The sequence below is a fragment of the Frankia sp. AiPs1 genome (assembly GCF_023716945.1).
Lineage (GTDB): Bacteria > Actinomycetota > Actinomycetes > Frankiales > Frankiaceae > Frankia.
The window spans coordinates 1-24,622 of sequence record NZ_JAMQQF010000040.1 but is presented as its reverse complement, the minus strand read 5'-3'; the positions used below and the strand labels follow the sequence as shown (position 1 = coordinate 24,622).

Here is a 24,622-nt window from a genome sequence, read left to right as displayed (position 1 = left end):
GTCCGCGGCCGACCGGCTGCGCGCGGGTGCGGCCACGGAACCGCAGCGCGCGGCCGGCTCGGACGAACGACGCGACGGGGACCCCGACTGACGAAGCGGGCGGCCGGGGAGGGGCGCGGGAGGCATCGGCCACGCGGCGGCCGGGAACGTTGGTGCGCGGTCCCCGCGTTGAACAGCGCGTACCGGCTCGACAGGACGGACATCGGATCGCCATGCCACACCGCCACCTCAACGGACTGAAGACCGCGCTGCTGCTGGGCGTGCTCTCCGCAGCCATCCTGCTGGTGGGGTCCCTGTTCGGGCGTAGTGGGCTGCTCATCGCGCTGGTGCTCGCGCTGGCGATGAACGGCTTCTCCTACTTCTTCTCGGATCGCATCGCCCTGCGGGCGATGCGGGCATACCCGGTCACCCAGGTCGAACAGCCGCGGCTCTACGCCATCGTCGGGGACCTCGCCCGCAATGCCCGCATGCCGATGCCGCGGCTGTACCTGAGCCCGACCGGCTCACCCAACGCCTTCGCCACCGGCCGCAATCCGCGTAACGCGGCGGTCTGTTGCACCGAGGGCATCATGGAGCTGATGGACGATCGGGAACTGCGCGGCGTCCTCGGCCATGAGCTCAGCCATGTGTACAACCGCGACATTCTCATCGCCTCGGTCGCCGGCGCCCTCGCCAGCGTCATCGTGTACCTGGCGAACATGGCCCAGTACCTGGCCATCTTCGGCGGGCGGGACGAGGAGAACGGGCCGGGCATCTTCGAGCTGGTGCTGCTGATGGTTCTCGGTCCGGTCGCGGCGTCGATCATTCAGCTCGCCATCAGCCGTTCCCGGGAGTACCAGGCCGACGAGTCGGGCGCGACGCTCACCGGCGACCCGCTGGGGCTGGCCAGCGCGCTGCGCAAGCTGGAGGTGGGTGCCTCCGCCCGGCCGCTGCCGCAGAACTCGAAGCTGGGTCCCGCGGCCGCGCTGATGATTGCCAATCCGTTCCGCGGCGGCGGCGTCGGCCGGCTGTTCTCGACCCATCCGCCCATGAACGAGCGAATCGCCCGCCTGGAACAGCTCGCGCGTATGAATCCGTATCGCTGACGGACAACCGACTGCAGTGTTGTCCGCAGTGGCATCGCCGTATTACAGTAGACGACTCCGAGTAGGCTCGTACCGTCGACCGCGTACCGCGGGACGGTAGCCGGGAACGTTGTCGTTCCACGGCCATGACGGCGGCGGAGCGAACCCCCCAGGTTCCGTCGCAAGCACCCCGCCCGAAACCCCCCATCGGGCGGGGTGCGCCGTTTCCGGGTACGGGCCTCAGCGGTAGTTGACGAACTGGAGCGGGACCTCGAAGTCCTCGGCCTTCAGCAGCTGGATCACCCGCTGCAGGTCGTCCCGCTTCTTCCCGGTGACCCGGAGCTGGTCGCCCTGGACCTGAGCCTGCACTCCCTTGGGGCCATCCGTCCGGATCTTCTTGGCGATCGCCCGGGCCTTGTCGTCCGAGATGCCCTGCTGGATGGTCACCGACAGGCGGAACTCCTTGCCCGAGGGCTTGGGCTCCTCGAACGACAGCGCCTTGAGCGAGATGCCGCGCTTGACGAACTTCTCCTGCAGGACGTCGAGCACCGCCTTGACCCGCTCGTCGGTGTTCGCTACGAGCAGAATCGACTCGCCGGACAGGGTGGCCGACGCGCCCGTGTCGCGGAAGTCGAAGCGGGTCCGGATCTCCTTGACTGTCTGGTTGACTGCGTTGTCTATCTCCTGTGCGTCGACTTTGCTGACGATGTCGAAGGACGGGTCTGCCACGTGCGCGGACCTCCAGTTCGGTTCGGAGCGGGGGATGTCTGGTCGAGCAGGGGTGTCGAGTCGGGCACCGTACGTGGTCAGCACGGGCGGTACCCGCCTCGAAGGGCGGCCACTCGCCGTTGTATTCGATCGACGACAGCCTTGCAGGACGCCTCCGCCGTCCCGGTGGTCCGGCGGGACCGGTATGCTCCTCTACGAAGGCAGGTTGCCCGAGCGGCCAAAGGGAACGGTCTGTAAAACCGTCGGCTCAGCCTACGATGGTTCGAATCCATCACCTGCCACCGACCTGGCTACGGCCCGGATCATGTTGCTACGCAGGCCCTGGAGTCACTCCGGGGCCTGCGTTGCGTTGCCGGCGGTTCCTGGCGGTTCCCGGGCGTCTGATCCGGTGGCCTGCCTGCCGCTCAGTGAGCCGCGGCGGCGTCCAGCTCGGCGCGGGTCAGCAGCGGGCGCAGGGTCAGGCCGAGTTCGGCCAGCCGCTCCCGGCCGCCCTCGCCCCGGTCGATCACGCAGAGCACATCCTCGACGACCGCGCCGTCGTCGCGCAGCACCTTCGTCGCGTCGAGCACGGCGCCGCCGGAGGTGACGACGTCCTCGACCAGGACGATGCGTCGGCCGGTGACCTCGCCGCCCTCGGCGATCCGCCGGGTGCCGTACTCCTTTGCCTTCTTGCGCACGAACCGCGTGGGCAGGCCGGTGCGCTGGGAGAGCAGGGTGGCCAGGGGTACGCCGCCGAGTTCGAGCCCGGCCAGGACCTCGGTGCCCGGCGGCACCAGCCCGGTCAGGCCGTCGACGATCGCGGCGAGCAGCTCCGGGTCGGCCTCGAACAGGTACTTGTCGAAGTACTCGGTGCTCGTCCGGCCCGACCGGAGCAGGAAGGTGCCGGTCAGATGGGAGGCGGCCCGGACCCGGGCGGCCAGCGCCGCGTTGTCGCTCACGTCAGTGCACTCTAGACGAGTAGGTCCCGGCGACCCGGGGACGTAGACGATCAACCTTGTCCAACGGTCCCCGTGGTCGCGCGAACCCCCGTCGCGCAACCTCCGACCGCAGCGGGTCGCGACGCAGCAAGGCATTGCGGTGCGTTCTGCACCGCCTCGGCCCTCAGACCGTGCAGAACGCACCGCAATCGGCCCCGCCTAGGTTCGGGCCGGCTTAGTGCGAGTTCGGTTGCTTGGTGCTGGTTCGGCTGCTTTGTGGGGGTCAGTCGTGGGGGCGGTCCCGGGCGGCTGCCGAACCCGGCGCATCGGGACGTCCGGTACGCCCCCGGCGCTACGGTGAGCCCATGTCGCGATCCGCCGCCGAGCGCCGCCCGCCGGTCCCGCCGGTCCCGGCGGGCGGCCCCGGTGCGCTGCTGTTCGTCTACGGGACGCTGATGTTTCCTGAGGTGGTCTCGGCGCTGATCGGCCGAGTGCCGCCGATGGAGTCCGCCGCGGCCCCCGGTTGGCGGGCCGCCCGGCTGCGCGACCGCCTCTACCCGGGGTTGGTACGCCGGGTAGAGGCGGACGAGGCGCCGGCCGCGGGTCGGGTGATCGTCGGCCTCGATCCGTGGGATCGGGCCGTGTTCGACGCCTTCGAGGGCTCGGCCTACGAAGCCGCCCCGCTCGTCCTGGCCGACGGGCGCCAGGCTGACGCCTATTGCTGGCTGGACGCCGCCGAGGCGACCGACGAGGACTGGGACGCCCACACGTTCGCGGACGGGCACCTCGGCGACTATGTCCTGCGGTGCGCGGCCTGGCGAGCCCGGCTGCCCGACCCGGTGGGCGCTGAGCCTGACCGATGCGCTGAGCCTGACCGGTGCGAGCCCCGATTCGGCGTCTCCAGGCCGGTGCCCTGAGCCAAACGCACCTCGGCCGACCGGGGCCGGCCGCCGGCTCAGCCGGTGACGGTGGGCGGGGGCCCTTCGTCACCATGCCCAGTCCTGCCCCGGCCTCCCGGGCCTCCCGGTCCTCGCTCGGCGAACCCGCCGGCGCCCGGCTGGACGCCCGACGTCTCCGGGTGACGGCCGCCGACGCCCGCGTCGCGGCCGGCGGCCGCACCGACGCCGGCTCGGTCGCCCGGGTACGGCTCCTCGTAGCCGCCGCGGGTTCGGGCGGTGTCGTAGGTGCACAGTGCGTAGATCACCAGGATGTCGATCGCGATGATGACGACCGACCACACCGGGAACGCCGCCATGAAGGCGAGCTGGCCGATCGCGTTGATCGCCGCGATCACGATGCCGGCCCACCGCGCCGTCTCGTTGCGGATGTAGATCCCGTAGGCGATCAGCATTTCGACGATGCCGACCGCGATCCACAGCCATCCCCAGAAGTTGACGTCGGCGTACAGCACGTTGGTGCCGCCGTTGAGGTTGTTCACCACCACCGTGTAGTCGCGCAGGGCCGCGATGCCGTAGATCAGGTTGTGGAAGCCGACGATGAACATGATCACGGCGGCGAAGGTGAGCCATCCGCTCAGCGGGCGTACCGCCCGATTTCCTGCCATCTGATCCTCCCCGTTCGACGCCGACGCCCCGCTCGACCGGTGAACCGCCATGCCCCCGCTGAGGGGGCCACCGGGCCAGGGTGGGGCGCGACCTCGTGGTCGCGGCGGGTCGACACCGGCACCATGTGGCCCGGTGTGCATCTGGTAGTCAGACAACTACCGTCCGCCGCTTAGGTGCGATACCCGCCTTGCCTCGACGTCACCCCTTCAGCCGAGGGCGGCCGGCAGCGTCGTGACCTTGTTCGTGGCGGCGTCCCAGTGCAGCCGGCCGCGCTGGAAGGCGCTCTCCCGCCCGCCCGGCACCGAGTGCTCGTCGGTGGTGGGCAGGCCGAGGCTGGATGCCGTGCCGCCGAGGGACAGGTAGGTCTGCAGGATGCGGCCGTGGACCTCGTGGGCACCGGTCAGGGGGTGCCAGTAGATCCAGCCGCCCTGGAAGCGGGCCTGCTGAGCGCCGGGCGCGCTGGCGATCTCGATGTCGCTCACCGGGCGGCGCAGGAAGCTGTTCGACCCACCGATGCCGAGGTACTTCGTCGAGATCGGGCCGTACAGCGCGTGCGCTCCGGTGGCGACGGACCAGAAGACCAGGCCGTTGGCGTACTGCTGCCAACGGCCCCCGCCGCCCGCGGGATTCTCGACGCCGACCGGGGCGCCCAGCGCGGCCTGGGTGGGCCCGGCGGCCGCGTACCACTTCTCGATCTCGCTGTGGGTGCCGTCCGCCTGCGCGGCGAGCGCGGTCGAGGTGCAGCACAGCACGTTCATGTCCACGTTGCCGGCGATCCCGGGCACGGTGCCGCCGGAGGTGTACTGCCACAGCGCCCAGTTCGGCCAGCCGCCGGGCAGCCAGCCGGGGGTCGCCTGGTCGTTGTAGATCGCGAACCAGAACGGGTACTTGGCGAAATCGCGGGTGTCCGCCACCTTCCCGGTCCAGAACGACCGGTAGGTGTAGAGGATCGGGGCCCGTCCCGTCGCGGACTCGACCTCCTCCAGGAACGCCCGAGTCCAGGCCGCGAGTGCCCTGGGGTCGAGTCCGCCCGTGTCCTCCAGGTCCAGCACGGGCGCGAGATGGCCGGCCGTGCGCGACAGCCCGCTGACGGAGATGAAGTGCCGAGCCTGGTCCACGGCGGTCGACAGCGGCTGCGCCGGGCGGGCGTAGTGGTAGGCGCCGACCACCAGCCCGGCCTTGGTAGCGGCGTCGCGATCGGCGACGAAGAACGGGTTGGTGTAGTTCGTCCCCTCGGTGGCCTTGATGATCACGAAGCTGACGCCGGAGGCACGAGCCGCGTTCCAGTCGATCGGCCCGCCACCCGGATGCTGCCACGACGCCACGTCTACCCCCCGCGGCCACAGCGGCGAGGGGGCCGCCCCCTGGGCCACGCCGGCGGTGCCGGACATGGTCAGCGTGGCGGCGGTGAGCGCGGCGATGCTGAGCAGTCGCCGGGGCAGCGGGATCGCGAGCGCCGACCGGCCCGACCCACCCCGATGGCGGGGGCCGGAGCCAGCGCCCACCCGTAGCGGCGAGACGGGGTCCGAAGCGCCGATCCGTCTCGGGCTCGGTGCGGGGGGCGGCATCGGGGCAGCGACCTGGGTGGTCACCACCGGGAGTCGGTCAGATCGAGGGGCCCGGTCAGATCGAGGGGCCCGGTCGGGTCGAGGGGGCTGGTCGGGTCGAGGGAGTCGGCCGGGTCGAGGAGGCCGGTCGGGTCGGGGGGATCGGTCGGGTCGGGGGAACGCCGTGCCGGGCGGCAGCGGGGTGCCGGGCCGGATCGGGATGCCGACCGGGCCGGCGTCGTCGCCGGTGCCGCGAGTCGTCGGATACCGGCCAGGACGATGCGTGGAACGCATGGGCAACCCTCGGATGCTTGGGAGGCGACGGTCGGGGAGGCTCGTGAGCCGGCTGGCCGCGCCAGGCGGGGCGCACCAACAGGTGGGCCACACGCTAAGCATTTAGGGAATTGCTTACAGCTATCAAAGGTAGGGGAGTCCGAGTTATTCGCTACGGACAGTTGCTCCCGTCGGCAATCTGCGCATCTTCCGGTCGGAACGGCCGTCGGGTCGGGCGTGCCGGCGTGCCAGGGGGCAAGGCTGGCGATGGGGATGTTCCGCGCATCCGGCGGCGAGTGGCCGCGCCGATGGGCCGCTCCGGGCGGCTCTGTCGTGATCGGGGACGAAGCGGGCGGGGGTGCCTCCCCAACCACGCTCAGCGTCGTGTAATCTGAGCACCGCGACCTCGCGCCCCTTTAGCTCAGTCGGCAGAGCGTCTCCATGGTAAGGAGAAGGTCTACGGTTCGATTCCGTAAAGGGGCTCCACGTTCCAGTCCTCGGGCGGGTTCGTGTCCGGGATGAGCGGTTCCGCCGGTTCTCCCGGGTAGGCTTGTGGTTGGGTCTCCGGGTGTCCTGGAGACCACCCTGGCGGTGTAGCTCAGTCTGGCAGAGCAAGCGGCTCATAATCGCTGTGTCGCCGGTTCAAGTCCGGCCACCGCTACTATCGGGGAGCGGCGTGCCGCAGCCCCTGTAGGGGCTTGCGGCCTGCCGCGCCGCCCGATCAGTTCAGCACCCGACTCAGGAAGAGGCAACACGCCGTGGCCGCCACTGACGTTCGCCCGAAGATCACGATGGCGTGCCAGGTGTGTAAGCACCGGAACTACATCACCCGCAAGAACCGGCGCAACGACCCGGACCGCCTCGAGCTGAAGAAGTTCTGCCCGAACTGCGGCAAGCACACGGAGCACCGCGAGACCCGCTGACGATGCCCGGCGTCGCCGCGTCGGCCACGCCGCCGTCCGCCCGGCGCATGCTCGGGTTCCGCCAGCCATTGCGCGATCACAACCGGCCAGGAACTGTCCTGGTCGGTTGTTTGCGTGTCCGCCCGTCCGAGGCGCGTCGGCCCTGGTCGCAGGCCCGGGGACGGCGGTGTGATGGCTGGGGCGCCGGCGTGATACCTAGGACACATCGGCCCGTCCGTCGATGGGTCGGCTCATCAGGTTCGTGGTGGGATGCTTCCCGACGCAGCCCCGTCCGGCCCGTCGACCGACGCGCCGCGGCCCGGTGTGGCAGGGCATCCGGGTCTGCCGCGGACGTTGAGATCGGAGCCTTGATGTCGCTGAACCAGGACTTCGTGGGACGGAACTTCGTCTCACCCGTCCCCTTCCAGGTCGGACGCGAGCAGATCCGGCAGTTCGCCCAGGCGATCGGGGACGACAACCCGCTTTACCACGACGTGGATGCCGCCAAGGCCGCCGGCCACCCCGACCTCGTCGCGCCGCCGACGTTCCTGATCACCGCGATCCCCGGCGCCCTGGGTCTGCCCACCGATGATCCTGCGCTCGGGCTGGACTACGCCCTGGTCGTGCATGGTGAGCAGCGCTTCGCTCTGCGCCGGCCGGTGGTGGCGGGCGACGAGTTGATCACCACCTCGACGCTGACCGGCATCCGCGCGGTGGGCCGCAACGAAGTGCTCGTCACCACCTACCGTTACAACACCACGAGTGGCGAGGAGATCGCGGTCGGCACGTGCACCCTGGTCTCCCGTGGCACGGCACCGCCGCGGGCATGAGTGCGCGTGCCATGGCGCCCGGTGAAAACCGGTCTGCCGGTCCGGCCGCACCCCCGAAGCCTGTCGGGAGTGCCTCACCCTGGGGAGAACAACGATGACGGCGACCGTCGGCTATGACGACGTCGAGGTCGGCACCGAGCTGCCGGAACGGCTGTTCCCGTTGCGACGGGTCGATCTCGTGCGCTACGCGGGGGCGTCCGGGGACTTCAATGCCATCCACTGGAGCGATCGGGCCGCGGCGGACGCGGGCCTGCCCGGCGTGCTCGCGCACGGGATGCTGACGATGGCGACCGCCACCCGGCTGGTCACCGACTGGGTCGGAGACCCGGGCGCCGTCCTCGAGGTCGGTGTGAAGTTCTCCGCGCCGGTGGTGGTGCCGGACGACGACGAGGGCGCCGCGGTGTCGGTGCGCGGCGTCGTGGAGAAGAAGCTCGACGACAACCGGGTGGTGGTGACTCTCACCACCCGGTGTCGCGGCGAGAAGGTGCTGATGGCCGCACGCGCCACCGTCCGACTGAGCTGAGCCGCCAGGCCCAGGGGTCGCTCAGGCGGCCTCGCTGAGCAGGGCGGACAGCCGGCTCACGCCCTTGACCAGGTCCTCGTCGCTGAGCGCGTAGGACAGCCGGGCGAAGCCCGGGGTACCGAATGCCTCACCGGGGACGATGGCGACCCCGGCCTCCTCCAGGATGAGCTGGCACAGCTCGGCGCTGGTCGCGGGCGTCCGGCCGCGAAGGCTGCGGCCGAGCGCGCCCTGCAACGAGGGGTAGCAGTAGAACGCGCCCTCGGGCAGCGGGCAGCTCACTCCCGGGGTCTCGGTGAGCATGCGGTGCATCGTCAGCCGGCGGCGATCGAAGGCGGTGCGCATCGTGACGACGGCATCGAGGGGTCCGGCGACGGCGGCGAGCGCCGCGGCCTGGGAGACGTTGGCGACGTTGGAGGTCGCGTGCGACTGCAGGTTCGCCGCCGCGGCGACGACGTCCGTCGGCCCGATCAGCCAGCCGACCCGCCAACCCGTCATCGCGTAGGTCTTCGCGACCCCGTTGACGATGACGCAGCGCTCGGCGAGCTCCGGCACCTGCGTCAGGATCGAGGCGAACCGCGCCTCGCCGTAGACGAGATGCTCGTAGATCTCGTCGGCGAGCACCCAGATGCCGGCCTGTTCGGCCCAACGACCGATCTCGCGGACCTCCTCCGGCGTGTGCACGGCGCCGGTCGGGTTCGACGGCGAGTTGAACAGCAGCACCTTGGTGCGCTCGGTGCGGGCCGCCTCGAGCTGCTCGACAGTCACCCGGTAGCCGGCCTCCGGCCCGGTGACGACGTCGACCGGCACACCGCCGGCAAGGCGGATCGACTCGGGGTAGGTCGTCCAGTACGGCGCGGGCAACAGCACCTCGTCACCGGGGTCGAGCAGCGTCGCGAACGCCTCGTAGACGGCCTGCTTGCCGCCGTTGGTCACCAGAACCTGGCTCGAGGAGACGGTGACGCCGGAGTCCCGGGCCGTCTTCTCGGCGATGGCCTGCCGCAGCTCCGGCAGACCACCCGCCGGGGTGTAGCGGTGCATGCGGGGTTCGCGGCATGCCTTCTCCGCGGCGGCGACGATGTGGTCCGGAGTCGGGAAGTCCGGCTCGCCGGCGCCGAAGCCGACCACGTCCTGGCCCGCGGCGCGCATCGCCTTGGCGGTAGCGTCGACGGCCAGCGTCGCGGACGGGGCGATGCCGCCGATGCGGCTTGAGATCCTGCTCATAGTGCCCATGCTGCCATGGCGTCTGGATGGGCGTCGTGCGCAGGCGGCCGGGATCCGGCGTCCGTGCGGACCGGTTGCAGGGTGGCCGTTGGACCCCGTCGGGCGGGTCCTGCGGACGGGTGCATCGAGGGTCCAGCGAACGTTGCCGCGAGGGTCATGCGGATGGCGTCGCGAGGGTCCCGTGGACGGTGTCCGGAGGGCGCTGCGGCAGTGGCCCCGCGGGTCCTGGGGACGGTGCCCGGCTGGTCCTGGGGACGGTGCCGGCGACGCTCACGGACGGTGCTCGGCGGAGTCGGGGCGATGAAGGGGTATGCTCGATCCGCTCGGGTACCCATTCCGGTAACCGGCTCGCAGGCTGGACTGTGCGCTATGGTGCAGAAGCGCAGCGTGTGGGTTCGATGCGGTCGCGGGGATCCGGGCGTGTCCAAGGGGCGTGGCTCAATTGGTAGAGCACCGGTCTCCAAAACCGGCGGTTGCAGGTTCGAGTCCTGTCGCCCCTGCGCTGTTCGACAGTTGGCTGGTTCGGCGACGGAGTTGGGTGGAGTTGAGTGGCGACCGATACCCGTGACGCGGCACCGCGTCCCAAGCGGGCCACGCGTGCCGCGGGTCGGCGTCGGTATCGGCCGCTTCAGTTCATCCACAAGATCCTGCGGTTCATCCGCGAGGTCATGGCGGAGCTCCGGAAGGTCGTCTACCCCGGCCGGAGTGAGCTGATCACCTACGTGCTGGTCGTGCTCGTGTTCGTCAGCGTGGTGACGGCCTTCGTGGCTAGTCTCGACTTCGGGCTTACGAAGGCGGTCCTCGCGATCTTCGGCTGACGGGCCCGTCAGCCGCGGGGTCGGGCAGTACGGACGGACGGGTCCGGGCGGGTGATCGAGACCGGTAGGCCGGTCGGTCGGCTGCCGCCCGTTCGGCACCACGCCCGCGCAGCGCCCGCTCCGCGGAGTCCACAGCAGCAGAAGCGTCCACGAGAGAAGGAACGTCCGCGTGTCCCAGTCGCCCGAGCACGCCTCCTCCGAGCAGGGGGAGGCCCTCGCCCGTCTCGATCTCCTTGCGGCGTTCGAGCACGACGAGGTGGCGAGTACGGACGCCGGCGCCGAGCTCGACGACCCCCACGCCGACTCCGACGACGCCGACGAGTCGAGTGCCGAGGCCGCCGCCACCAGCGAGGCCGGTGTCGAGACCGATTCGGGCTCCGAGCCCGCCACGGGGGACGAACCCGCCGCGCCTTCCGCAGCGGACGAACCCGTCGTGGCCGCCGAGCCCGTGAGCGCCGCGCCGGTTGCTGTGGCCGACGACACCGATGACGATGACGATGAGGACGACCTGCGTCGCGCCATCGAGGAGGCGCCGGGCGAGTGGTACGTCGTGCACTCGTACGCGGGTTACGAGAACAAGGTCAAGACCAACCTCGAGACCCGTATCTCCAGCCTCAACATGGAGGACTACATCTTCCAGATCGAGGTGCCCACCGAGGAGGTCCCGGTGGTCAAGAACGGCAAGAGGCAGCTCGTCCTGCAGAAGAAGTACCCGGGTTACATCTACGTACGGATGGACCTGACGGACCAGTCCTGGTCCGCGGTCCGCAACACGCCGGGGGTGACCGGGTTCGTGGGGCTCACCAACCGGCCCTCACCGCTGCGGCGCGAGGAAGTCCTGTCCATCCTCGCCCCGGCGGCGCCGAAGGAGAAGAAGGTCGAGACCGTTCGGGTCCAGGAGTTCGAGGTCGGGGAGTCGGTCACCGTCATGGACGGCCCCTTCGCCACGCTTCCGGCGACCATCAGCGAGATCAACCTCGACGCCCAGCGGCTGAAGGTGCTGGTTTCGATCTTCGGTCGGGAGACGCCCGTCGAGCTGCAGTTCAATCAGGTCGCGAAGATCTGATTCGGTCCGTGGAACTCCGGTAGGAAGACGAGCACATGCCGCCCAAGAAAAAGAAGATCACCGCGATCATCAAGCTCCAGATCAACGCCGGCAAGGCCACGCCGGCGCCGCCGGTCGGCCCCGCGCTGGGCCAGCACGGCGTGAACATCATGGAGTTCTGCAAGCAGTACAACGCGGCGACGGAGTCGCAGGTCGGCAACGTCGTACCGGTTGAGATCACTGTGTACGAAGACCGGTCGTTCACCTTCGTCACGAAGACCCCGCCGGCCGCGCGGCTCATCCTCAAGGCCGCGGGCGTGGAGAAGGGCAGCGGGACCCCGCATCGGGACAAGGTCGCCAAGCTGACCCCGGCCCAGGTGCGCGAGATCGCCCAGACCAAGCTCCCCGACCTCAACGCCACGACGATCGAGGCGGCCGAGAAGATCATCGCGGGGACGGCGCGCTCGATGGGGATCACGGTCGGCGACTAGCCTTCCGCGCCGCACCAAGCCACGCCGCACCAAGCCGCACCGAACCGACGCCGTGGGAGGGCAGCCGGTGCCAGCCGCCGCGGTACGGATCTGATCCGTACCGCGAGGAGCCGGGCCCGACCGTCCGCCGGCACCACGAGGAGACAGCATGAAGCGCAGCAAGGCCTACCGGGCCGCCGCCGAAAAGATCGATCTCGAGAACCTCTACAGCCCGCTGGACGCCGTCCGGCTCGCGCAGGAGACCTCGACCACGAAGTACGACGCGACCGTCGAGGTCGCGATCCGTCTCGGGGTCGACCCGCGCAAGGCCGACCAGATGGTCCGCGGCACGGTCAACCTGCCGCACGGCACCGGTAAGTCGCCGCGCGTCGCCGTCTTCGCCGCCGGTGAGAAGGCCGCCGAGGCCACCGCCGCCGGCGCCGACATCGTCGGCAGCGACGACCTGGTCGCCCGCATCCAGGAGGGTTTCCTGGACTTCGACGCGACGGTGGCGACGCCGGACCAGATGGCCAAGGTCGGGCGGATCGCCCGGATCCTCGGCCCCCGCGGGCTGATGCCGAACCCGAAGACCGGCACCGTGACGCTGGACATCGGCAAGGCCGTCGCCGACATCAAGGGCGGGAAGATCAACTTCCGGGTGGACAAGCAGGGTAACCTGCACATCGTCATCGGGAAGACGAACTTCAGCGACGCGCAGCTCATCGAGAACTACACCGCCGCCCTGGACGAGATCGTCCGGGTGAAGCCCTCGGCGGCGAAGGGTCGTTACCTGAAGAAGGTCACCTTCGCGACCACCATGGGCCCGGGTATCCCGGTCGACCCGAACCGCACCCGCAACCTGCTCGAAGAGGGCGTACCTGCCTGAGGCCGCCGTCGCGGGGCCTCGGGCCCCGCGTACTGCGCCTGCTGCCCGGCCTTCCTGCCCCCTCGCCTTTCCAGCGGCCTCCGGGTCCGTTTCGGCCCGCTGGAAGGGCAGGAGATGGCGGGGATGCCGGGCAGGCCGGGCAGGCCGATGAACGTGTAGGCGAGATCGTCGCGTACACTTTGTTCGAACACGTTTCATGTTTCACGCCGAAGACCGCTGGTCGCCGTCGTCGCCCAGGTGGGGGAGATCCCGCCCGGACATAGCGACGGCCGAAGGCCCGACTTCCCCGGGCGGCCCGCGCAGGTGACGGATGCCAAGGACCGCGGCATTGCCGAGGCGGTCGGCGCAGGTGCGCCGTCCTTCCCGCTCGATGTCGCTCTTCACGCCCCGTGCGCCTGCGCCGGGGCGTTTGTCGTCTCCCGGGGTTGAACGGATGACCGGCCGACACCCCGAAGGAGCCCCATGGCGAGACCTGAGAAGACCGCCGCGGTGGCGGAGATCGCCGAGGAGTTCCGTGGCGCGACTGCCGCGGTCCTCACGGAGTACCGCGGTCTGACGGTGAGCCAGCTCACTGAGCTGCGGCGCACCCTCGGCGAGGGCGCGCGCTACGCGGTGGTCAAGAACACGCTGACCAAGATCGCGGCGGAGCAGGCCGGCGTCACCGGGCTCGACGATCTGTTCGTCGGCCCGACCGCCGTCGCCTTCGTCACCGGCGACCCGGTCGAGGCGGCCAAGGGCCTGCGCGACTTCGCCCGCGCCAACCCGGCCCTCGTGGTCAAGGGCGGCGTCGTCGAGGGCAAGGCGATGACGGCCGACGACATCCGCAAGCTTGCGGATCTGGAGTCTCGCGAGATTCTGCTGGCGAAGCTCGCCGGCGCGATGAAGGGCTCGCTGTCCGGCGCGGTTGGCCTGTTCGCCGCCCCGCTGTCGCAGGTTGCCCGGCTGGCCGAGGCGCTGCGCGAGCAGCGGGCAAGCCAGTCCGCCGCCGAGCCGGCTGCCGTCGAGGCGCCCGCGTCCGAGCCTGCCGAGGCCGCCGAGGCCCCCGCGGAGTAGGTCTGCGCGCCGCGGGATGACGTCTCGCCGGGTTCGGCGTCCGCCGCCCGTGGCGCACTCCGCGCCGGCCGGGTCACCGCACCCAGCCGGTACCACCCACGAGCCACCCCGATCACCGGTCGCCCACTTGGCCGGTCAAGATCATCGCCCATGACGAGGAAGGAAACGCCATCATGGCGAAGCTGTCGACCGAAGAGCTGCTCGACGCGTTCAAGGAACTGACTCTGCTGGAGCTCTCGGAGTTCGTGAAGCAGTTCGAGGAGACCTTCGGCGTGACCGCCGCGGCGCCCGTCGCCGTGGCCGCGGCGCCGGCTGCCGGCGGTGCGGGCGGCGAGGCTCCGGCCGCCGAGGAGCAGGACGAGTTCGATGTCATCCTCGAGTCCGTCGGTGACAAGAAGATCCAGGTCATCAAGGAGGTCCGGGCGCTGACCAGCCTCGGGCTGAAGGAGGCCAAGGACCTCGTCGACGGGGCGCCCAAGCCCGTCCTGGAGAAGGTTGCCAAGGAGGCCGCCGAGAAGGCCAAGGCGGCCCTCGAGGGCGCCGGCGCGTCGGTCACCGTCAAGTAACTCGGTCACCGTTCGGCAACTCGGTCACCCTCAGGCAACATCGCCCGTATTCCGGGTCCGGTCCGGGCGGCGTTTCCACGCCGCCGCGGGCCGGGGCGGCCGCTCGACGCGGCCGTGGCGCATCCCGCGTGCCGGGGCACCTCCGAGGTGTCCCGGCACGCGGCGTCTGTGCGGGGCGAATCGCCGAGACACGCTGCAACGTAAGCGGATGAGCAGGTCGGGTCGTTCGTGACGTTTTCCGAAGGGGGTTGACGGCCCCTGTAGATCGGAGTTCCATCATGTCGCGAACGCTCGTCGGGAAGCAGATGCGGTGCTCTACGTTCCCCCCGCGTGGTCCTGCCACGCACGCCCTTGCCAGCAGTGTGCCCTTCGGCTACACTGCTAGTTTGCGCTGCCCTTTTCGTCGCATCGGCTCCGCCGACACCGGTTCTCCGGTGAGGTCGGGCTCTCTGTGGGGGTCCGGTACGCGCCGCCTAGCGGTCCCGACCATGGTGTCGGAGCCGCGCACGCGGTGGGTTCCGGTTCGACGTGAAGGCGCGTTGGCCGTGCTGGTGCGTGGCACGGCTGTATGGCAGCCACACCGAGGACTCTGAGCAGACCTTTGCCCGTGCACCGACCCGTTGTTCTCAGCGGACACCGGCGTCGCCGCGCGCATGCGCCGCGACGGCGCTTTGGCGTGCCCGCAGTCAGCCGAACGCCTGCCGCGATGGATCTTTGCGGCTCTGCGGACCGACGGACTCCGGATCGGCGGACTTGCTGCGGGACGAGGGCCGACTCCGACCGCGCGACCGGCCGCCGGGACACCCGGCGCCACCGCACCGATGCGCCTCGCGGTCATCCTCTCACCGGCGGGGCACCCCCCGTCGCTGTTCCCGACAACCGTAGCGAGACACTGATCACCTGACCACCCCCCGACGGATCCTTGACGTCCGCGACGCCAGCCCGACGATCAGGCCACCCGGAAGGACCACCTTGGCCGCCTCGCGCTCTTCCTCCCGCATCTCGTTCGCTAAGATCATCGAGCCCCTCGAGGTCCCGGATCTCCTTGCTCTTCAGACGCAGTCCTTCGATTGGCTGATCGGTAGTGACGCCTGGGCGGAGCGGGTTCAGGAGGCCATCGACTCGGGCCGGGACGATGTTCCGATCACCTCCGGTCTGGAGGAGGTCTTCGAGGAGATCTCCCCGATCGAGGACTTCTCCGGCTCCATGTCCCTGTCCTTCCGGGACCACCGGTTCGAGCCGCCCAAGTACTCCGTGGAGGAGTGCAAGGACAAGGACATGACCTTCTCGGCCCCGCTGTTCGTCACGGCCGAGTTCACCAACAACACCACCGGTGAGATCAAGAGCCAGACGGTCTTCATGGGCGACTTCCCGCTCATGACCCCGAAAGGCACCTTCGTCATCAACGGGACCGAGCGTGTGGTGGTCAGCCAGCTCGTCCGGTCGCCTGGGGTGTACTTCGAACGCAGCCTGGACAAGGCGTCGGACAAGGACCTGTACTCCTGCAAGGTGATCCCCTCGCGCGGGGCCTGGCTCGAGTTCGAGATCGACAAGCGGGACACCGTCGGGGTCCGGATCGATCGCAAGCGTCGGCAGTCGGTGACGGTCCTGCTCAAGGCGCTGGGCTGGGACGAGGCGCGCATTCTGGAGCGGTTCGGCGACTTCCCGTCGATGCGCATCACCCTGGAGAAGGACCACACGGCCAGCCAGGACGACGCGCTGCTCGACATCTACCGCAAGCTGCGCCCGGGCGAGCCGCCGACGCGGGAGTCGGCGCAGACCCTGCTGGAGAACCTCTTCTTCAACCCCAAGCGTTACGACCTGGCGAAGGTCGGCCGCTACAAGGTGAACAAGAAGCTTACCCTCGAGGTCGCTCACGACGTCGGCGTCCTCACTGAGGATGACATCGTGCGCACGATTGAGTACGTCGTCAAGCTGCACGCCGGCGCGGACCCGTCCGAGTACGAGGTCGACGACATCGACCACTTCGGCAACCGGCGGCTGCGCACGGTCGGCGAGCTGATCCAGAACCAGGTCCGGCTGGGCCTGGCCCGGATGGAGCGGGTCGTCCGCGAGCGGATGACCACCCAGGACGTCGAGGCGATCACGCCGCAGACCCTGATCAACATCCGGCCGGTCGTCGCCTCCATCAAGGAGTTCTTCGGCACCAGCCAGTTGTCGCAGTTCATGGACCAGACCAACCCGCTGGCCGGCCTGACCCACAAGCGCCGTCTGTCGGCGCTGGGCCCCGGTGGTCTGTCCCGGGAGCGGGCCGGCTTCGAGGTCCGCGACGTGCACCCCAGCCACTACGGCCGGATGTGCCCGATCGAGACGCCGGAAGGCCCGAACATCGGCCTGATCGGCTCGCTGTCGACGTTCGCGCGGGTCAACCCGTTCGGCTTCGTCGAGACGCCGTACCGCAAGGTCGTCAACGGCCAGGTCACCGACCAGATCGACTACCTGACCGCGGACGAGGAGGACCGGCACGTCAAGGCGCAGGCGAACACGCCGCTGCGACCCGACGGCGCGTTCGCCGAGGACCGCGTCCTGGTCCGCCGCAAGGGCGGTGAGGTCGAGTTCATCCCGCCGGACGAGGTCGACTACATGGACGTCTCGCCGCGGCAGATGGTGTCCGTGGCCACGGCGATGATCCCGTTCCTCGAGCACGACGACGCCAACCGCGCGCTGATGGGCTCCAACATGCAGCGCCAGTCGGTGCCGCTGCTGCGCTCCGAGGCGCCGCTGGTCGGCACCGGGATGGAGGCCCGCGCGGCCAAGGACGCCGGCGACGTTGTCGTCTGCGGCCAGGCCGGCGTCGTCGAGGACCTCTCGGCGGACTACATCACCGTCATGCACGACGACGGCACCCGGCGCACCTACCGGCTGGCGAAGTTCCGCCGGTCGAACCAGGGCACCTGCATCAACCAGAAGCCGATCGTGTTCGAGGGTGACCGGGTCGAGGCCGGCCAGGTCATCGCGGACGGCCCGTGCACCGACAACGGCGAGATGGCGCTCGGCAAGAACCTGCTGGTCGCCTTCATGCCGTGGGAGGGCCACAACTACGAGGACGCGATCATCCTGTCGCAGCGCCTCGTGCAGGACGACGTGCTGTCCTCGATCCACATCGAGGAGCACGAGGTCGACGCTCGGGACACCAAGCTTGGTCCCGAGGAGATCACCCGCGATATCCCCAACGTCGCCGAGGAGGTCCTCGCCGACCTCGACGAGCGCGGGATCATCCGGATCGGCGCCGAGGTCTCGCCCGGCGACGTCCTGGTCGGCAAGGTCACCCCGAAGGGCGAGACCGAGCTGACCCCCGAGGAGCGGCTGCTGCGGGCGATCTTCGGGGAGAAGGCCCGAGAGGTCCGCGACACCTCGCTGAAGGTGCCGCACGGCGAGTCCGGCAAGGTCATCGGCGTGCGGGTGTTCTCCCGCGAGGACGGCGACGAGCTGCCGCCCGGCGTCAACGAGCTGGTCCGGGTGTACGTCGCACAGAAGCGAAAGATCACCGACGGTGACAAGCTCGCCGGTCGGCACGGCAACAAGGGTGTCATCGCCAAGATCCTGCCGGCTGAGGACATGCCCTTCCTTGAGGACGGCACCCCGGTCGACGTCGTGCTCAACCCGCACGGCGTGCCGCGGCGGATGAACATCGGCCAGATCCTGGAGACCCACCTCGGGTGGGTCGCCAAGACCGGCTGGCAGGTGGACACCGGTAGCGAGGAGTGGAAGGAGCGGCTGCGCGGCATCGGCGCGGACGCCGCCCCGGCCGGCACCAACGTCGCGACCCCGGTCTTCGACGGCGCCCGCGAGGAGGAGATCACCGGTCTGCTCGACTCCACCCTGGCGAACCGGGACGGGGTCCAGCTCATCGGCTCCTCCGGCAAGGCCACGCTGTTCGACGGCCGCACCGGAGAGCCGTACCCCTACCCGGTGGCGGTCGGCTACATCTACATCCTCAAGCTGCTCCACCTGGTCGACGACAAGATCCACGCCCGGTCGACCGGCCCCTACTCGATGATCACTCAGCAGCCCCTGGGTGGCAAGGCGCAGTTCGGTGGCCAGCGGTTCGGCGAGATGGAGGTGTGGGCGCTGGAGGCGTACGGCGCCGCCTACGCCCTGCAGGAGCTGCTGACCATCAAGTCCGACGACGTCGTGGGCCGAGTCAAGGTCTACGAGGCAATCGTCAAGGGCGAGAACATTCCGGAGCCCGGCATCCCGGAGTCGTTCAAGGTGCTCATCAAGGAGATGCAGTCGCTGTGCCTCAACGTCGAGGTCCTCTCCAGCGACGGTGTGCAGATCGAGATGCGTGACACCGACGAGGACGTCTTCCGTGCGGCGGAGGAACTCGGGATCGACCTGTCCCGGCGGGAGCCGAGCAGCGTCGAGGAGGTCTGAGCGGGCGCCGGGGGCCCGATCCGTCCGCCGTGAGGCGGCGGCGGACCCCCGGCGGCCCGTCCGACTCCAGCGTCCCGACCGAGAAAGAGAGAGCAGGCGACAGTCTTGCTGGACGTCAACTTCTTCGACGAACTGCGCATCGGTCTTGCCACCGCGGACGACATCCGTCAGTGGTCGCACGGTGAGGTCAAGAAGCCGGAGACGATCAACTACCGCACCCTGAAGCCGGAGAAGGACGGGCTCTTCTGCGAGAAGATCTTCGGTCCGACCCGGGACTGGGAGTGCTACTGCGGCAAGTACAAGCGGGTCCGGTTCAAGGGCATCATCTGCGAGCGCTGTGGCGTCGAGGTCACCCGCGCCAAGGTGCGCCGTGAGCGCATGGGGCACATCGAGCTGGCCGCCCCGGTCACCCACATCTGGTACTTCAAGGGTGTCCCGAGCCGGCTCGGCTACCTGCTGGACCTGGCGCCGAAGGACCTCGAGAAGGTCATCTACTTCGCCGCCTACATGATCACCAAGGTCGACATCGACGCGCGGCACCGCGACCTGCCCACCCTCGAGGCCCGGATGGGCGTCGAGAAGCAGCAGCTCGAGGACAAGAAGAACGCCGACGTCGAGACCCGGCAGAAGCGGCTCGAGACCGACCTCGCGCAGCTTGAGGCCGAGGGCGCCAAGGGCGACGCGCGGCGCAAGGTCCGCGAGTCGGCCGAGCGCGAGATGCGCCAGATCCGCGACCGCGCGCAGCGCAAGATCGACGATCTGGACCGCGTCTTCGACCGCTTCAAGGGCATGAAGGTCCAGGACCTGGAGCCGGACGAGCTGCTCTACCGCGAGCTGCGCGACCGGTTCGGCCAGTACTTCGACGGCGGCATGGGCGCCGAGGCGCTGCAGCGCCGGCTCGCCGACTTCGACCTGGCCGCGGAGGCCGAGTCGCTGCGCGAGACCATCCGCAGCGGCAAGGGGCAGAAGAAGGCCCGCGCGCTCAAGCGGCTCAAGGTCGTCTCGGCGTTCCTGAACACCCGCAACTCCCCGATGGGGATGGTGCTCGACTGCGTTCCGGTGATCCCGCCGGACCTGCGGCCGATGGTGCAGCTCGACGGCGGTCGGTTCGCCACCTCCGACCTCAACGACCTGTACCGCCGCGTGATCAACCGGAACAACCGGCTCAAGCGGCTGCTCGACCTCGGCGCGCCCGAGATCATCGTCAACAACGAGAAGCGGATGCTGCAGGAGGCCGTCGACGCGCTGTTCGACAACGGCCGCCGCGGCCGGCCGGTCACCGGCCCGGGTAACCGTCCGCTGAAGTCGCTGTCCGACATGCTCAAGGGCAAGCAGGGCCGGTTCCGCCAGAACCTGCTCGGCAAGCGGGTCGACTACTCCGGCCGGTCGGTCATCGTCGTCGGACCGCAGCTCAAGCTGCACCAGTGCGGCCTGCCCAAGCAGATGGCGCTGGAGCTGTTCAAGCCGTTCGTGATGAAGCGCCTGGTGGACCTCAACCACGCGCAGAACATCAAGTCGGCGAAGCGGATGGTGGAGCGCGCCCGCCCGGTCGTCTGGGACGTGCTCGAGGAGGTCATCACCGAGCACCCGGTGCTGCTCAACCGGGCGCCGACCCTGCACCGCCTCGGCATCCAGGCCTTCGAGCCGCAGCTCGTCGAGGGCAAGGCCATCCAGATCCACCCGCTGGTCTGCACGGCCTTCAACGCCGACTTCGACGGCGACCAGATGGCGGTGCACCTGCCGCTGTCCGCCGAGGCGCAGGCCGAGGCCCGGATCCTGATGCTGTCGAGCAACAACATCCTCTCGCCGGCGTCCGGCCGGCCGCTGGCGATGCCCAGCCTCGACATGGTGACCGGTGTGTTCCACCTGTCGACGCTGTCCGAGGGTGCCACCGGCGAGGGCCGGGCGTTCTCCTCGGTCGCCGAGGCGCAGATGGCCTACGACGCCAAGGAGATCGGGCTGCAGGCGCGGATCAGCGTCCGGCTGCGCGACACCACCCCGCCGTCGGAGTGGGTGCCGCCGGCCGACTGGGTCACCGGGGACGTCTTCAACCTGGAGACCACGTTCGGCCGCTGCCTGCTCAACGAGGCGCTGCCGGAGGGCTACCCCTTCATCAACGCCCAGCTGAACAAGAAGGCCCAGGCCGCGATCGTCAACGACCTGGCCGAGCGGTACCCGAAGATCCAGGTTGCGGCGACCCTGGACGCGCTGAAGAGCGCCGGTTTCTACTGGGCCACCCGGTCCGGCGTCACCGTCGCGATCGAGGACGTCGTCGCGCCGCCGAACAAGGCCGAGATCCTCGACGACTACGAGCAGCGCGCCGACCGGGTGCAGAAGCAGTTCGACCGCGGCTTCCTGTCCGACGAGGAGCGCCGCAGCGAGCTCGTGCAGATCTGGACCGAGGCGACGAACAAGATCGCCGAGGCGATGGAGAAGAACTTCCCGCAGACCAACCCGGTCTACGTGCTGGTCAACTCCGGAGCCGCCGGAAACATGATGCAGATCCGGCAGCTCGCCGGCATGCGTGGCCTGGTCTCCAACCCCAAGGGCGAGATCATCCCGCGGCCGATCAAGGCGAACTTCCGCGAGGGCCTCACCGTGCTCGAGTACTTCATCTCGACCCACGGCGCCCGTAAGGGTCTCGCCGACACCGCCCTGCGCACCGCCGACTCCGGCTACCTGACCCGCCGGCTCGTCGACGTCAGCCAGGACGTCATCGTCCGCGAGGAGGACTGCGGCACCGAGCGGGGCATCCTCACCCGGATCGCCCGGCTCGGCGCGGACGGCGTGCTCGTGCGCGACCGCTACGCCGAGACCTCGGCGTACGCGCGGACGCTGGCCTCCGACGCCGTCGACGAGCACGGCGAGATCATCGTGCCGGCCGGCACCGACGCCGGGGACGTGGCGATCGGCCAGATCATCGAGGCCGGGATCGAGTCGGTCCGGGTGCGGTCGGCGCTGACGTGCGAGTCCCGGATGGGAGTGTGCGCCCAGTGCTACGGGCGTTCGCTGGCCACCGGCAAGCTGGTCGACGTCGGCGAGGCCGTCGGGATCGTCGCCGCCCAGTCCATCGGCGAGCCGGGCACCCAGCTCACGATGCGTACCTTCCACAGCGGTGGCGTCGCCGGTGACGACATCACCCAGGGTCTGCCGCGTGTCGTCGAGCTGTTCGAGGCGCGCAGCCCGAAGGGCAAGGCGCCCATCACCGAGGTCTCCGGTCGGGTGAAGATCGAGGAGACCGAGAAGACCTTCAAGGTCGTGGTGGTGCCGGACGACGGCAGCGAGGAGATCGCCTACCCGGTGTCGCGGCGTTCGCGCCTGCGGGTCCGCGAGGGCGACCGCATCGAGGTCGGCAACCAGGTCGTGGCCCGCGCCCGCGCCCCGCCCGCCGACCCCCGCCCCGCCGGACCACGCGGCCAGTCAGGACGCCGGGGACGCCGTCCCGGACGTCGAAGGGACCTCGCCGGTCCGTTCGTAGGCGGAGAGCATGCGCAGCCGGCGCACGTGCCGCTGCTCACCGCTGAACGGCGTGCTGAGGAAGACCTCCGCGAACGCCAGCGCCTCGGAGACGGTGTGCATGCGGGCACCGAGGCTGAGCACGTTCGCGTCGTTGTGCTGACGGGCCAGCGTGGCGGTCTGCTCACTCCAGACCAGCGCCGCGCGCGCACCCACGACCTTGTTCGCCGCGATCGCCTCGCCGTTGCCGGAACCGCCGATGACGATGCCGAGGCTGTCCGGCTCGGCCGCGGTGGCCCGCGCCGCCGCCAGGACGAACGGCGGGTAGTCGTCGTCGGGGTCGTACTCGACGGGACCATGGTCGACGGGCGCATGGCCCAGCTCCACCAGGCGCTCGGCGAGCGCCGCCTTCAGGTGGAAGCCTGCATGGTCAGAACCTAGATGGACGCGCATGATGCGTCATCATGCCTGATCACGTGAAGATCGGTTCTACATCCCGGGAGCGCTTGAGCTCGAAGAAGCCGGGCGTGCCGGCGACCAGCAGCACTCCGTCCCACAGCCGGCCAGCGTCTTCGCCCTTGGGTGCCGGGGTGATGACAGGTCCGAAGAACGCGTTCGCGCCGACCGCGACGACCGGGGTTCCGACGTCCATACCGACGCGGCCGATGCCGTCGGCGTGGCTGGCCCGCACCTTCACGTCCCACTCGGTCGAGGTCGCCGCGGCCGCGAGCGCGGGATCGGCGCCCGCCTCGGTCAGGGCGGCGATGAAGGTCGCCTCGTCGAACTCGGCCTTCTCCACGTGCCGGCGGCGGCCCAGCGCCGTGTACAGCGCGGCGAGGACGCCCTCACCGTGCCGCTCGGCGGCGGCGATGCAGATCCGCACCGGGCCCCACCCCTTCGCCAGCAGCTCCCGGTACTGCTCGGGCAGGTCGTCGCGCCCCTCGTTGAGCACGGAGAGGCTCATCACGTGCCAGCGGACCCGGACCGGGCGGATCTTCTCGACCTCCACCAGCCAACGCGACGTCAGCCACGCCCACGGGCACAGCGGGTCGAACCAGAGGTCGGCGAACACCACGCCGGGATCGTCCTCGGCCGCCGCCGCCCCCGGTGCGGGCGCCGGGGTGGACAGGGTGTCGGTGCTCATGGACGGCCTCCTCGATCGACGGTTCCGCTTGCCCAGCTAGAACCGGTCAGGATGGTGGACGCTTCCCGGTCGCCGCGAGATATCCGGCCACCCGGTTCACCACGGCGACGAACGGCACCGCGGCAATCGCCCCGGGAATGCCGGCCAGCACGGCGCCGGCGGACAGCGAGATCACGATCGCGAGCGGGTGCAGCCGGACGGCGCGGCGCATCACCAGCGGCTGCAGCAGGTGCCCCTCGATCTGCTGCACGGCCAGCACGACGGCCAGAATGATCAGCGCGTCGGTCACTCCGCCCGAGACGAGCGTGACCAGGACCGCGGCCACGCCGGCCACCGTCGCCCCGATGATCGGTACGAATCCGCCGAAGAAGGTCAGCAGCGCAAGCGGCGCGACGAGCGGCACGCCGACACCGACCAGCCCCATCGCGATGCCGAAGGCGTCGACGGCGGCGACGAACACGGTGCCCCGGATGTAGCCGGTGATCGTGAGCCAGGCCTCCCGGCCGGCGCCCCGCACCCGGTCCTCCGCTGCCGCGGGAAAGCGGGTGACTATCCAGTCCCAGATCCGGTCGCCGTCGTAGAGAAAGAAGAACGTCGAGAACAGCGCGACGAGCAGACCGGTGATCACCTCGGCCGCGACCGACGCGCCGGAGATCACCCCGGAGACCAGCCGCCCCCGGTTGCTCGCCAGGTTGCGGCGGATGTCGTCGACGAGATTGTCGATCTGGCTCTGCGACAGGTGGAACGGCCCGTTGGTCAGGTAGCCGCGAATCTGCTCGACGCCCTCGCTGACCTGGTCGCTCACCGTCGGGATCTCGTTGGCGGCGTTGAACCCGACGGCGACGGCGGCCCCCGCGAGCACGGCGAAGAAGACGAACAGCGCGGCAAACGCCGCACCCAGCCGCGGCAGGCCGAACCGCTGGAACCGGTGTGCCAGCGGATGGATGAGCGCGGAGATGAGCAGCCCGGCAATGATCGGGATGACCACGACCCGGACCCGGCCGATCGCCATCAGCAGGATGTAGACCGCCGCGCCGATGATGATCAGACGCCAGGACCAGCCGGCCGACACCCGCAGCGAGACCGGGATGTGTTCCTCGGCGCGGGCCGCGGGCGACTGCGCCGGGCCGGCGGTGTCGCGGGCGGGCGGTGACACGGTCTCGTCCGACCCCCCCCCCCCTGCTGTCTCTTATAAAAAAATAACCCTGCCCCCCC

General features: G+C 69.9%; 20 protein-coding genes, 4 tRNA genes and 1 pseudogene. 17 read left to right on the top strand and 8 right to left on the bottom strand.

Translation table 11 applies throughout. The features are described from left to right. Positions 1–212: 212 nt before the first annotated feature. Complete coding sequence (gene htpX, locus ND748_RS07080; protein WP_251744856.1) at positions 213–1,085, top strand: zinc metalloprotease HtpX; 873 nt, start codon at positions 213–215, stop codon at positions 1,083–1,085. A gap of 219 nt (positions 1,086–1,304) precedes the next feature. Here htpX and ND748_RS07075 read toward each other — a convergent pair whose 3' ends face one another. Beyond that, positions 1,305–1,793, bottom strand: coding sequence for a YajQ family cyclic di-GMP-binding protein (locus ND748_RS07075; RefSeq protein ID WP_251744855.1), 489 nt, complete (start codon positions 1,791–1,793; stop codon positions 1,305–1,307). A 199-nt stretch (positions 1,794–1,992) separates the two neighbouring features. Between ND748_RS07075 and ND748_RS07070 the strand changes: the two genes are divergently transcribed. Further along, positions 1,993–2,074: transfer RNA gene (locus ND748_RS07070), tRNA-Tyr, on the top strand. Positions 2,075–2,197: 123 nt separating this feature from the next. Here ND748_RS07070 and pyrE read toward each other — a convergent pair. Further along, positions 2,198–2,731 carry an orotate phosphoribosyltransferase gene (gene pyrE, locus ND748_RS07065; protein ID WP_251744854.1) on the bottom strand — a complete coding sequence of 178 codons (534 nt, stop codon included), beginning with the start codon at positions 2,729–2,731 and terminating at the stop codon, positions 2,198–2,200. 344 nt (positions 2,732–3,075) lie between these two features. Between pyrE and ND748_RS07060 the strand changes: the two genes are divergently transcribed. After that, positions 3,076–3,627 (top strand): gamma-glutamylcyclotransferase family protein, encoded by a 552-nt coding sequence (locus ND748_RS07060; protein WP_251744853.1) that lies wholly within the window; start codon positions 3,076–3,078, stop codon positions 3,625–3,627. A 38-nt stretch (positions 3,628–3,665) separates the two neighbouring features. Here the strand turns inward: ND748_RS07060 and ND748_RS07055 are convergent, their stop codons facing one another. Next, positions 3,666–4,274, bottom strand: coding sequence for a hypothetical protein (locus tag ND748_RS07055; protein WP_251744852.1), 609 nt, complete (start codon positions 4,272–4,274; stop codon positions 3,666–3,668). A 207-nt stretch (positions 4,275–4,481) separates the two neighbouring features. After that, positions 4,482–5,870 carry a GH25 family lysozyme gene (locus tag ND748_RS07050; RefSeq protein WP_374215864.1) on the bottom strand — a complete coding sequence of 463 codons (1,389 nt, stop codon included), beginning with the start codon at positions 5,868–5,870 and terminating at the stop codon, positions 4,482–4,484. Between the two features lie 635 nt (positions 5,871–6,505). Here ND748_RS07050 and ND748_RS07045 point away from each other — a divergent pair. The 5 genes from ND748_RS07045 (at position 6,506) to ND748_RS07025 (ending at position 8,350) form a co-directional block, all read left to right on the top strand. Then, positions 6,506–6,581, top strand: a tRNA-Thr gene (locus tag ND748_RS07045). Positions 6,582–6,682: 101 nt separating this feature from the next. Continuing rightward, positions 6,683–6,756: transfer RNA gene (locus tag ND748_RS07040), tRNA-Met, on the top strand. A 130-nt stretch (positions 6,757–6,886) separates the two neighbouring features. Further along, positions 6,887–7,018 (top strand): 50S ribosomal protein L33, encoded by a 132-nt coding sequence (rpmG, locus tag ND748_RS07035; RefSeq protein ID WP_070131962.1) that lies wholly within the window; start codon positions 6,887–6,889, stop codon positions 7,016–7,018. Positions 7,019–7,368: 350 nt separating this feature from the next. Further along, positions 7,369–7,827 carry a MaoC family dehydratase N-terminal domain-containing protein gene (locus ND748_RS07030; protein WP_251744851.1) on the top strand — a complete coding sequence of 153 codons (459 nt, stop codon included), beginning with the start codon at positions 7,369–7,371 and terminating at the stop codon, positions 7,825–7,827. 94 nt (positions 7,828–7,921) lie between these two features. Continuing rightward, positions 7,922–8,350 carry a MaoC/PaaZ C-terminal domain-containing protein gene (locus tag ND748_RS07025; protein ID WP_251744850.1) on the top strand — a complete coding sequence of 143 codons (429 nt, stop codon included), beginning with the start codon at positions 7,922–7,924 and terminating at the stop codon, positions 8,348–8,350. 21 nt (positions 8,351–8,371) lie between these two features. On the opposite strand, the gene ND748_RS07020 is transcribed toward ND748_RS07025, so the two are convergent. After that, positions 8,372–9,580, bottom strand: a complete 1,209-nt coding sequence (locus tag ND748_RS07020) for a pyridoxal phosphate-dependent aminotransferase (RefSeq protein ID WP_251744849.1) — start codon at positions 9,578–9,580, stop codon at positions 8,372–8,374. Between the two features lie 418 nt (positions 9,581–9,998). Between ND748_RS07020 and ND748_RS07015 the strand changes: the two genes are divergently transcribed. The 9 genes and pseudogenes from ND748_RS07015 to ND748_RS06975 all read left to right on the top strand — a co-directional run. Beyond that, a tRNA-Trp gene (locus ND748_RS07015) sits at positions 9,999–10,071 on the top strand. A 48-nt stretch (positions 10,072–10,119) separates the two neighbouring features. Next, on the top strand, positions 10,120–10,389 hold the full coding sequence (gene secE, locus ND748_RS34520; RefSeq protein ID WP_251744848.1) for a preprotein translocase subunit SecE: 270 nt from the start codon (positions 10,120–10,122) through the stop codon (positions 10,387–10,389). A gap of 169 nt (positions 10,390–10,558) precedes the next feature. Continuing rightward, the gene (nusG, locus tag ND748_RS07005) at positions 10,559–11,455 is read left to right on the top strand and encodes a transcription termination/antitermination protein NusG (RefSeq protein WP_251744847.1); all 897 of its coding nucleotides are present in this window, start codon (positions 10,559–10,561) and stop codon (positions 11,453–11,455) included. A 35-nt stretch (positions 11,456–11,490) separates the two neighbouring features. Then, entirely contained in the window at positions 11,491–11,925 is a 435-nt protein-coding gene (gene rplK, locus ND748_RS07000) for a 50S ribosomal protein L11 (protein WP_251744846.1), read from the top strand. 148 nt (positions 11,926–12,073) lie between these two features. Continuing rightward, positions 12,074–12,790 carry a 50S ribosomal protein L1 gene (gene rplA, locus ND748_RS06995; protein ID WP_251744845.1) on the top strand — a complete coding sequence of 239 codons (717 nt, stop codon included), beginning with the start codon at positions 12,074–12,076 and terminating at the stop codon, positions 12,788–12,790. Positions 12,791–13,252: 462 nt separating this feature from the next. Continuing rightward, on the top strand, positions 13,253–13,843 hold the full coding sequence (gene rplJ / locus ND748_RS06990; RefSeq protein WP_251744844.1) for a 50S ribosomal protein L10: 591 nt from the start codon (positions 13,253–13,255) through the stop codon (positions 13,841–13,843). Positions 13,844–14,016: 173 nt separating this feature from the next. After that, positions 14,017–14,409 carry a 50S ribosomal protein L7/L12 gene (rplL, locus tag ND748_RS06985; protein WP_044884297.1) on the top strand — a complete coding sequence of 131 codons (393 nt, stop codon included), beginning with the start codon at positions 14,017–14,019 and terminating at the stop codon, positions 14,407–14,409. 972 nt (positions 14,410–15,381) lie between these two features. Continuing rightward, positions 15,382–18,807 (top strand): DNA-directed RNA polymerase subunit beta, encoded by a 3,426-nt coding sequence (gene rpoB, locus ND748_RS06980; RefSeq protein ID WP_251744843.1) that lies wholly within the window; start codon positions 15,382–15,384, stop codon positions 18,805–18,807. 105 nt (positions 18,808–18,912) lie between these two features. Further along, positions 18,913–22,221, top strand: a pseudogene (locus tag ND748_RS06975) (DNA-directed RNA polymerase subunit beta'); the annotation flags it as partial. Between the two features lie 6 nt (positions 22,222–22,227). On the opposite strand, the gene ND748_RS06970 reads toward ND748_RS06975, so the two are convergent. The 3 genes from ND748_RS06970 to ND748_RS06960 are packed head-to-tail and all read right to left on the bottom strand — an operon-like array spanning position 22,228 to position 24,563. Continuing rightward, complete coding sequence (locus ND748_RS06970; RefSeq protein ID WP_251744857.1) at positions 22,228–22,716, bottom strand: ribose-5-phosphate isomerase; 489 nt, start codon at positions 22,714–22,716, stop codon at positions 22,228–22,230. Between the two features lie 19 nt (positions 22,717–22,735). Beyond that, positions 22,736–23,407, bottom strand: coding sequence for a disulfide bond formation protein DsbA (locus tag ND748_RS06965; protein ID WP_251744842.1), 672 nt, complete (start codon positions 23,405–23,407; stop codon positions 22,736–22,738). A gap of 46 nt (positions 23,408–23,453) precedes the next feature. Further along, positions 23,454–24,563, bottom strand: coding sequence for an AI-2E family transporter (locus tag ND748_RS06960; protein ID WP_251744841.1), 1,110 nt, complete (start codon positions 24,561–24,563; stop codon positions 23,454–23,456). Positions 24,564–24,622: the final 59 nt, after the last annotated feature.